Genomic DNA, 9,509 nt, shown 5'->3' on the forward strand with positions numbered 1-9,509 from the left:
GAGCTCGGCTTGCGCACAGGAACGCCGGTCGCGACTGGCGTGATCGATGCCCATGCCGGTGGAATTGGCACGGTCGGCGCCGAAGGTGAAATCGAGTCGTGCCTGGCCTACGTCTTCGGTACGTCGTCGTGCACGATGACCACGACCCGCGAGCCGGTCTTCGTGCCCGGCGTGTGGGGCCCCTATTTCTCGGCAATGGTGCCCGAAACGTGGCTCAACGAAGGCGGCCAGTCGGTAGCCGGGGCGGCCATCGAACAATTGCTGTCGATGCACCCCGCAACGCCCGACGCACGCAAGCGCGCGGAGCAGGCGGGCCAATCCTTGCCTGTCATGCTGGCAGGTCTTGCGGTGGCGGCATCGGCCAGTTCATCCGCAACGGTGATGCTGGCGGAGGGGTTGCATATCGTTCCCGAGTTCCTGGGAAATCGGGCGCCCTTTGCCGACCCGAACGCCAGAGCGGTGATCGCGGGCCTCGGCATGGACCACGATCTGGACAGCCTGGTCGCGCTGTACATAGCAGGGATTTGCAGCATTGGATACGGTCTTCGCCAGATCATCGAAGTTCAGGCTGCGGCCGGTGCGCCGATCAAGCGAGTGACGATCAGCGGTGGCGCGGGGCGCCTCGACCTCGTCCGGCAACTGCTTGCTGACACCACCGGCAAGCCTGTGCTTGCCACGGAGGCGGACGAACCTGTTTTGCTGGGCGCCGCGATTCTGGGCGGTGTGGCTGGCGGCAAGTTCGCCAATGTGCGCTCGGCGATGAGAAGCATGTCGCAGATCAGCACGACCTACGCGCCGGCGGCGGGAGATCTCGCCGCCCTGCACGAGACCAGATTCCAGGCCTTCACGCAGTTGCAGACGGTGGCGAGGGCAATTCGATAACGCGCGGTTTGTGCCGTTTCAGCGGACATCCGCGCTGCTGATCCGATCTGCGCTGAAGAGATTCGCGGATCCACGTTCGATCAACTTGCTGGGTACGATGACCGTGCAGGCGCGCCGCGATGGATCTGCGAGCCGGAGCGCCAGCATGCGGACGGCCTCGCTCGCGAGTTGCCGAACGTCTTGACGAACCGTGGTCAGTTTATAAGTGGGACGCGACGCATCGGGCACGTCGTCGAAGCCGACGATCGATATGTCTTTGGGAACACTCAGGCCGAGATCGAATCGGCATGCATCGAGCGCCCCGAGGGCAATCTGGTCGTTCGCGCAAAACACCGCGTCGATGTTTCCATTCGCCCTTTTGAAAGCGGCGGCCGTCGCTGCGCTTCCCTCCTCATAAGAGAAGTCGGTATGCAGCGAAACGATCTGCCTTGCGCCCAGACGCTGTGCTTCTTCAACAAAAGCATCGATTCGCGCTCGGCTCACGGGCGCATCTTCCGGACCGCCAATGCATAGAAAGCGGCTGTGTCCCGCTTTACGCAATGCTGCGGCGATGCGCTTCGACGCGTTTGCATTGTCTGTTGCGACACTATCCGCGCGCCGCGCCGTGGAATGCCTGTTGAAGAGCACGACAGGCACGTCGTGTTGCTGGAAGGCCTTGATGTCGGCGGCCGAAAGGTCGGCGCAGGAGATGAGGCCATCGAGTGGAAAATCCAGCGCACGGCCGAGCGTGTCATGAACCGCCTGGTCGCTCTCGACCGTGATAAGCAGCAACTTCGAGTTTGCCGCAGCCAACGCCTCGCCTAGTGCAAACAACACATCGGGGTTGTATCGCAGTGTGTATTTCGTGACGATGACGCCAACCGCCTCGGAGCGCCCGAGAATGAGCGATCGCGCCAGCGCGTTTGGCCGATAGTTGAGCTCTTCCGCGATAGCGAGCACGTGCGCACGTGTGTCCGGGGAGATAGGACTGTCTTTCTGGAAGCACCGCGATACGGTCGATTGCGCCACGCCCGCAGCGAGTGCAACGTCGTAGGACGTCGCGCGGGCAGGGCGGGGCAAGGCGGTGTCTATTGGCGGCATGGCGTGGGTGTTGGACGGAGCTGAATCACTGACCTGGAGAGATACCGAATGACATCGCGGTCAAAAGTGCGATTCTAACCGGGCCGCCCCGCTCAGGCCGTCAGGCTGACTGCAGCGACAGCTTGCTGAGTCTCGTACGGTAACAGGCGCAGCGGCGCCACATAGCCGTTATGGTCGACGCCGAACCCCTCTTGAGCCGCCGCCGTGACGATCGCCGGAGACCATACGATGTGCTTTTTCTGGTCGCCCGTCGTCATGACCGCCACAAGCAGCGGTGTGTCGCCAACAGATCTGACGGAGCGCCAGACGTTCGCCGGCACCGAGTACAAGGCCTGGCGCGGCACGGTAACGGGCGTCTTGTCGGCGCCTTCGTTCAAGATCAATTCGGCTTCACCGTCGAATACGATCAGGACCTGCTTGGCATCCACGCGATGAGCCCCAATCTCCTGCCCCGGATCGATCCGCAACCAGTCGATGGAAAACCCGTGTGGATAGAGAATGTCGGCCTGCTGGTTGCGGTCCTGCGTGATGCCGAAGCCCACGATACTTGCGACCTCTGCGCGATGGCCCGGCAGCACACTGCCGAGAAGGGCATGCCGCGACCATTTCCGGTCGGCGACCGTGACCATGCGCTTGCGCATTTCATCGGGCGAATAGTGACGCAGGCTCTCGGCTGTCTCCTGGTCGATGGGCTCGAGCAGCGCATCGTCTGCAGGCTTCGCTGTGCCGTTGCTGGTGTCGACAAGGAGATTTTCCTTGGTCAGGTAAAGCCCGTGTCGCGCCGCCTGTTCGAGGATCGATGGATGCCAGATGATGCCTCCGGTGTCATCGCCGCCAAGCGCCGAAAAAATCCAGCCGTCGTCATCGCCAATATTGCTGAAGCCGCGAAAGATCCAGGTAGGGATGCTCAGTACGTCGCCGGGCTCGCCGATCACGGTGCCCTCGTCTCCATTCGCACCCCACCGGAATAGCCAGCGGCCGCTGAAAATCATGAAGACCTCTGCCGTGTAATGCACATGGAGATTGTTCACGACACCGGGCGGCATGGCCGCAACGCCAAGACTGAAGCCATGTGGTTCGCGCAGATTGACCACCTGGTCTTCGCTTTGCGACACACCTGCCCCGATCAGCGAATAATTTTCCTTGCGCTCGGACCCCTTCATCTTGCAGTCGATGAACGCGACCTTGCACGCCACCATGTTCGATCTGAGAACCAGCCGGCTCTTCGCCGCGGCCTGGTCGAGCGTCTCTGCTTCACTCATGTTCACTTCTCCGTTCCCGTTTTTTGCGATTTTATGCATTCGAATGCATAGGCTAATGCAAAACAGGCGGAAAGGGCAAGTTCATTGAAAAACCGGCGTGCCGGCCCGATCGTCAGGAGATATCGGTTTCGAGATAATGCGCAGCCTGCGCCACCGCAATGTCGATGAAATTCATCAACGCAGGATGATCGTCGTCGGATCGCCAGATCAGGTCCAGGACGGCGCTGACGGGCTTGTCGATATCGAGTGGCCGGAAGGCGACGCCCGGGAACCGCATGTGCCTCGCGGACGCCGGAACGATCGCAAGCCCCACGCCGCTCGATACCAGCGCCACGACCGTGTAGAGCTGGGTTGCGTCCTGCACGATCTCGGGCACGACCTCGGCTTCGTGAAGAATGTCCGAGACGATCTTGTGGAAGTAGAACGCGTCCTTGCGGCTGAAAAGAATGAACGGTTCGGCTGCCAGTGCTTCGACCGGCACGCGTTCGAGGTGCGCCAGCGGATGGTATTCGCCGAGCGCCAGCATCATGGGTTCGCGGATCAGCGTGCGCGTGGAGAGTTCGCCGCTGTCATTGCCGATCGGCCGCACGAACCCTATGTCCATCTCCCCCGCGAGGATCGCTTCGCGCTGCCTTTGCGTCACGCCTTCCCGCAGTTCGAGGCGTATGTCGGGATGCCGTGTGCGATAGGCGCCAATGCATTGAGGCAAGAGCTGAGGCAGTGCGCCTGCCACGAAAGCGATCCCGAGGCGGCCTCGTTCGCCCCGGCCGGCAAGCTTCGCATGCTCGATAACGACGTCTGCCTGAGCCAGCAGCCGGCGCGCGCCCGAGAGCAGCTCGACACCTGCGTGAGTCAGCCTGAGCGGGCGTTTGCCGCGAATGAAGAGCGCCGTATCCAGGCTCGCCTCCAACTGCATGATCTGCTGGCTAAGAGGCGGCTGCGTGATGTGGAGGCGCGCGGCCGCGCGCCCAAAATTGAGCTCTTCCGAGAGCACGACGAAATAACGAAGCTGGCGCAAGTCGATCATGTTTCATTCCTAAAACGTATGAAGCTCCAATGAATAATATATTAGACAGAACAAATTGACCGGCGCAAATTTGTTCCCATGCAAGGACAAGCAGTAAATCAAAGCGCGGTCAACGCCCGGCCGATGTCTGGTTAAAGCCTCGAACGCATCAATGGAGCGACGATCATGTTTCATCGATTTGCCTGTGCTGCCTTTTATGTCGCGATGACCGTCACCGGTGTCGTGACGACGGCCGTGGCAGCCGGTGAGCCCGCACCCTACGCACTAAAAGCCGGCAAACCGTACGCAGGGCAGTCGATCAAGGTCATGGCGGTATCGACTCCGCAGTTCACTGCGCTGCAGAAACGCACACAGGAATTCACCGACTTGACCGGCATAGAAGTGAAGTGGTCCTTCGTGCCGTTCAAGGCGCTGCAGGAAAAAGTCACGAGCGTGGGCGTAGCCGCGAACGGCAACTTCGACGTGGTGAACTATCTGGATCAGTGGGGCGCGTCCTACGCATACTGGTTGATGCCCCTCAACGATTACATTGCGCGCGACAAGCTCGACCTCAACGACTATCCGCCCGCATTTCTCGAAGCCCTCACCATCAACGGCAAACTCAACGGACTGCCGTTACGCAGCAACGTGCAAATGATGCTGTACCGCAAGGACATCTTTGCGAAGCTCGGGTTGAAGCCGCCAAAGACCTGGCAAGACCTGATCGATGCGGGCCCGAAGATTCGTGCAGCCTTCCCGGATGTTGCGCCGCTCGGTTGTTACTACGGCGCGGATGGCAACCGCCAGAACCTGTTTGCATGGGCCGATTTCGTGCGCGGCGCGGGTGGCCGGATTCTCGATGACAGGGGCTATCCGGCATGGACCTCGCCAAAAGCCATGGAAGCCACGCGCGAGTACGTCGGCCTGATGACCAAGAACAACCTGTGTGGAGCAGGCGCGACGTCGAATGTGGAACAGGACAGCCGCGTCGCCTTCCAGCAGGGCAGAAGCGCGGTGCTGCCAATTTGGCAATGGGCTTATTCAGCCGCCACCAATCCTAAAGACTCGACGCTCACGAAGGATCAGGTTGGCTTTGCGCCCATGCCGGCCTACAAAGCAGGCGATCCGCCGAGCACGGTGATCAACGTGATGCCGGTTTCCATCTCGGCGTACTCGAAGCACAAGGACGCGTCGTGGGAGTTCCTCAAATGGGTCACGAATTCCGATCTGGACAAACGCAATGCGATCGAGCGCAACGTCAATGGATTTGCCGTTGTGAACAGTGTGGTGAACCGCTGGTCGAGCATGGGCGACCCCCAGGTCAATGCAGCAAACGACCACATCTTGCTGGCGGCCAAAGCGGCGCTCGAAGGCAATGCCGCGCCGATGCCCGAAGTCGTCTACTGGCCGGAGGTCGCAGATCTTGCTTCGGTGGCGATCAACCAGGCGGCGTCCGGAGGCGACGTCGATGCACTCATGAATACGGCAGCGCAGCGCGCGAATCATGTCGTGCAGCGCGCGCTTCGCTAGAGCTCGAGCAGGACGGGTCCACTTGAGGAACATGTGTCATGTCTGAACGTATCGCCAAGTATGGAATGGTTGCGCCGGGATTGCTGATCGTGCTCGGCACGGCGCTTTATCCGCTGGTCACGACCTTCTATCTCAGCTTTCGCGACTGGAATCTCGGCCGCGCGAATGAATCGAAGTCCTTATGGTTGCCCTCCGACGGCTTCTCGCAAATTGGTTATCTCTTCGATAACTACACGCGTGCTCTCACCGACCCGTCAATGTGGAATTCGGCGTGGGTCACCGCGCGTTTCACGGTGGCCTCCGTGGTGCTGACCGTCGGGTTCGCGCTCGCAATCGCCGTACTGCTGTTTCGCGGCGGTCTGGTTCGCGCGGTCTTGCGCTCCATGCTGATCCTGCCGTTCGCCATGAGCCCCGCGTTGATCGGCGCGCTCTGGCGTTTCATGGCAAACGCCGACTTCGGCGTGGCCGGCGCAATCAGCCGCGCATTGCATCTGAAAGATATCGACATTCTTGGCAACGCAACCGCGGCGTTCTGGCTGGTTTTATCCAGCGATGTGTGGCACTGGACGCCGTACTTTGCGCTCATCTTCATTGGCGCGCTCGCGTCGGTGCCGAAGGAAAGCCAGGAAGCGGCCGAGATAGACGGCGCAACCCCGATTCAAGTGTTTTTCTCGATTACGCTGCCGCAGTTGTGGCCGGTTCTGGCGGTTGCCATGGTCCTCAAGGCGATCTTCGCAATGAAAGTATTCGACCAGGTCGTGATGATCACGAATGGCGGTCCCGGGCAGGCAACGCAGACACTCACGCACTTCATCTATTTCCAGGGCTTCAAGTACCTGAACATGGGTTATGCGTCGGCGCTCGGCTGGCTCCTCGTCATACCGATGATGGCGTTGACCGTGCTGTATGTCCGTCTTTCACAGCGTGGGAAATAAGGAACGACATGAACTCGAAATCCATTCCCGACATGTTGCCGCATACGCAATCCGCATCCCCCGCCGGCTACACCGCACCGCACAGGTTTCGCGCTTCGCTGGGCTGGTTTGGACGCGGCGTTGCGATGGCCCTGCTGTTCGTGGTGATCGTGTTGCCGCTGCTCTGGATCTTGTCCGCCGCGTTCAAGCACTACGTGGATATCTACAAGTTGCGCGTGACGTTCACGCCGACCATCGGCAATTTCTTCGAGATCATGCGCGAGCCGTTTCGCGTGCAGGACAAACTGATCAACTCGATCATTGTTTCCATGAGCACGGTCGTCATCACGCTGCCGATCGCGACTGCCGCCGCGTACTCGTTCTCGCGCTTCAGGCTCTTCGCGCACAAGTCGATGCTGGTTGCCGTGCTCGCCACGCAGTTCCTGCCGCCAGTGGTGATCGTGTTGCCGTTCTTCCTCATGTTCCGCGATCTCGGACTCTACGACACGCGCTTGGCGTTGATCGTGGTGCAAACCGCGCTCGTCATGCCGTTCGCAATCTGGATGATCAAGGGTTTCATCGATCAGATTCCGATCGATATTGAAGAGTCCGCGCTGATAGACGGTGCGACCCGTCTTCAGGTCCTCTACCAGATGATCATGCCGATCGCGCTGCCGGGCATTGTCACAGCGGGCATCTTCTGCTTCATCTTGTCGTGGAACGATTTCATCATCGCTGTGATCCTGACTTCGGAAGATGCAGTCACGCTGCCAGTCGCCATGAGCCTGTTCAACCGCGAAGAGGGCGATCTGTGGCAGCTGCTTTCCGCCACCGGCATTCTGATCATGCTGCCGATGTTCCTGTTCGCTTCGTTCATGCAGCGCTATCTGATTCGCGGTACGACGACCGGCGCTGTCCGCTGATCCGTGCTCCAACTCTTTATTTAAGGCGACGTTCATGACTACGGTCACATTGAATCGCATCAACAAGAACTGGGGTGGCTTTCACGCCGTCAAGGACTTGAACCTGAGTATTGCCGAAGGGGAGTTCCTCGTGCTGCTCGGACCGTCCGGCTGCGGCAAGACCACGACCATGCGCATGATCGCGGGCCTCGAAGATCCCACCGGCGGCGACCTGATGTTCGACGGCGAGCGCATGAACGGCGTGCCGCCACGGCAACGCGATGTATCGATGGTATTTCAGAACTACGGTCTGTATCCGCACATGAGCGTGTACGACAATATTGGGTATCCGCTCAAGCTGCGGGGTGTGACCGGCGAGCAGCGCGATCGCGAAGTCAGGCGTGCGGCGGACCGGGTCGAACTCGGCCAGTTGCTCACGCGCCGCCCCGCGGCGTTATCCGGCGGTCAGCGTCAACGTGTGGCGCTTGCGCGTTCCATCGTGCGGCGGCCGCGCGTTTTCCTGATGGACGAACCGCTGTCGAATCTGGATGCCAAGCTGCGCGGGTCGATGCGCGCGGAGCTCAAGCACCTCGCACGCGAGCTTGCCGTCACGACGGTGTACGTCACGCACGATCAGGTCGAAGCGATGACACTCGCCTCGCGCGTCGCGATCATGCAGGAGGGCGTGCTTCAGCAAATCGACGCGCCCGAGAAAATTTACAACGAACCGGCCAATGCGTTCGTCGCGGGTTTTATCGGCTCGCCGGCCATGAATTTGCTGCGCGGGGAAGGCAGGGGTGGTCAGTTTGTCATGTCGGACGGGCTTGCTTTTCCCATCGCGCCTCCACGCAACGGGCCGCTTTATCTGGGCGTGCGCCCGGAAGACGTGGTGGTCGGCACGGGCGATCAGCCAGGCGCTTTTTCAGCAGATATCTTCGCGTTCGAACTGCTCGGCGACGTCACCCTCATCACGCTGAAACTTGCCGGCCAGCACTTTGTGGTCAAAGGCGACAAATCCATTCGATACACCGACGGCGACCGGATCATCGTGCGGCCAGAGCCATCGAAGATGTTCTGGTTCGACGGGACGACCGGCGAGCGCATCAAAACCGGCTGACGGTCGGGGCTGCCCCAATTCAGTTGCACAAGCTTGAAGCTTGAACCAGGAGAACGAGTCACCATGCGTCCCAACTTAATCAAACAGAAGTTCCTCGCAGGCGAACCCATCGTCAATGCATGGCTTTCCATCCCGAGCAGTTATGCGGCGGAAGTCGTGGCGTCCCAAGGATTCGATTCGGTGACAGTCGACCTGCAGCACGGGATGATGGGTTTCGAATCTGCGTTGACCATGTTGCAAGCGGTCAGCATCACGCCTGCAACACCTCTGGTCCGCTGTCCTTCGCTCAATCCGCCGGAGATCATGAAGCTGCTCGACGCAGGCGCTTACGGCGTGATCTGTCCTTCCATCGATACCCCCGAGATGGCGCGCCAATTCGTTTCTGCATGCCGCTATCCGGACGCCGGGCAGCGCTCGTTTGGTCCGGCGCGCGGACTGCTTTATGGCGGACCTGATTATTTCAGTTGCGCTAACGATACTGTCCTGACGCTTGCCATGATCGAATCGCAGCAAGCGCTCGATCAACTCGATGCAATCCTCGATACACCCGGCCTCGACGGTATCTACATCGGCCCGAACGATCTTGCGTTGAGCCTTGGCATGAAACCCGGCATGCAAACGAACGCGAGGCTGGAAGAGGTGATCGGGCAGATCCTCCGCGGCGCTCGTGATCGCGGCCTGCTTGCCGGCATATTCTGCAGCGACGGCGCCGCGGCGCACAGCCGGCTGGAGGAGGGGTTTCATCTAGTGACACCTGGCAATGATGCCAACGCGCTTGCAGTCGCAAGCACGTCGCGCCTTCTGGCAGCGCGCGGA

At 60.4% G+C, this 9,509-nt stretch carries 9 protein-coding genes; 6 read left to right on the top strand and 3 right to left on the bottom strand.

Annotation, left to right across the window (positions count from 1 at the left end; all coding sequences use genetic code 11):
* Positions 1–882: FGGY-family carbohydrate kinase (locus ACRXB1_RS22035; protein ID WP_449493209.1), on the top strand; the 882-nt coding region annotated here is incomplete at its 5' end.
* Between the two features lie 18 nt (positions 883–900).
* On the opposite strand, the gene ACRXB1_RS22040 is transcribed toward ACRXB1_RS22035, so the two are convergent.
* The 3 genes from ACRXB1_RS22040 to ACRXB1_RS22050 form a co-directional block, all read right to left on the bottom strand.
* Positions 901–1,941: a LacI family DNA-binding transcriptional regulator gene (locus tag ACRXB1_RS22040; RefSeq protein WP_449493210.1), complete on the bottom strand. Its 1,041-nt coding sequence runs from the start codon at positions 1,939–1,941 to the stop codon at positions 901–903.
* Positions 1,942–2,054: 113 nt separating this feature from the next.
* Positions 2,055–3,224: a hypothetical protein gene (locus tag ACRXB1_RS22045; protein WP_449493211.1), complete on the bottom strand. Its 1,170-nt coding sequence runs from the start codon at positions 3,222–3,224 to the stop codon at positions 2,055–2,057.
* Positions 3,225–3,336: 112 nt separating this feature from the next.
* Positions 3,337–4,251, bottom strand: a complete 915-nt coding sequence (locus ACRXB1_RS22050; RefSeq protein WP_449493212.1) for a LysR substrate-binding domain-containing protein — start codon at positions 4,249–4,251, stop codon at positions 3,337–3,339.
* Positions 4,252–4,416: 165 nt separating this feature from the next.
* Here ACRXB1_RS22050 and ACRXB1_RS22055 point away from each other — a divergent pair, with 165 nt between their 5' ends.
* The 5 genes from ACRXB1_RS22055 to ACRXB1_RS22075 form a co-directional block, all read left to right on the top strand.
* Positions 4,417–5,760 (top strand): ABC transporter substrate-binding protein, encoded by a 1,344-nt coding sequence (locus tag ACRXB1_RS22055; protein WP_083637545.1) that lies wholly within the window; start codon positions 4,417–4,419, stop codon positions 5,758–5,760.
* 38 nt (positions 5,761–5,798) lie between these two features.
* Complete coding sequence (locus ACRXB1_RS22060; RefSeq protein ID WP_449493213.1) at positions 5,799–6,695, top strand: carbohydrate ABC transporter permease; 897 nt, start codon at positions 5,799–5,801, stop codon at positions 6,693–6,695.
* An 8-nt stretch (positions 6,696–6,703) separates the two neighbouring features.
* On the top strand, positions 6,704–7,597 hold the full coding sequence (locus ACRXB1_RS22065; protein ID WP_449493214.1) for a carbohydrate ABC transporter permease: 894 nt from the start codon (positions 6,704–6,706) through the stop codon (positions 7,595–7,597).
* A 34-nt stretch (positions 7,598–7,631) separates the two neighbouring features.
* On the top strand, positions 7,632–8,693 hold the full coding sequence (locus ACRXB1_RS22070; protein ID WP_449493215.1) for an ABC transporter ATP-binding protein: 1,062 nt from the start codon (positions 7,632–7,634) through the stop codon (positions 8,691–8,693).
* A gap of 63 nt (positions 8,694–8,756) precedes the next feature.
* Positions 8,757–9,509 (top strand): HpcH/HpaI aldolase family protein (locus ACRXB1_RS22075; protein WP_449493216.1); only part of this gene is annotated, 753 nt, incomplete at its 3' end.

This window comes from Caballeronia sp. M23-90, assembly GCF_053574605.1.

Coding starts and splice junctions, on each gene's coding strand:
- ACRXB1_RS22070 (WP_449493215.1), top strand. CDS start 7,632: ATGACTACGGTCACATTGAATCGCATCAACAAGAACTGGGGTGGCTTT.
- ACRXB1_RS22065 (WP_449493214.1), top strand. CDS start 6,704: ATGAACTCGAAATCCATTCCCGACATGTTGCCGCATACGCAATCCGCA.
- ACRXB1_RS22045 (WP_449493211.1), bottom strand. CDS start 3,224: ATGAGTGAAGCAGAGACGCTCGACCAGGCCGCGGCGAAGAGCCGGCTG.
- ACRXB1_RS22050 (WP_449493212.1), bottom strand. CDS start 4,251: ATGATCGACTTGCGCCAGCTTCGTTATTTCGTCGTGCTCTCGGAAGAG.
- ACRXB1_RS22060 (WP_449493213.1), top strand. CDS start 5,799: ATGTCTGAACGTATCGCCAAGTATGGAATGGTTGCGCCGGGATTGCTG.
- ACRXB1_RS22055 (WP_083637545.1), top strand. CDS start 4,417: ATGTTTCATCGATTTGCCTGTGCTGCCTTTTATGTCGCGATGACCGTC.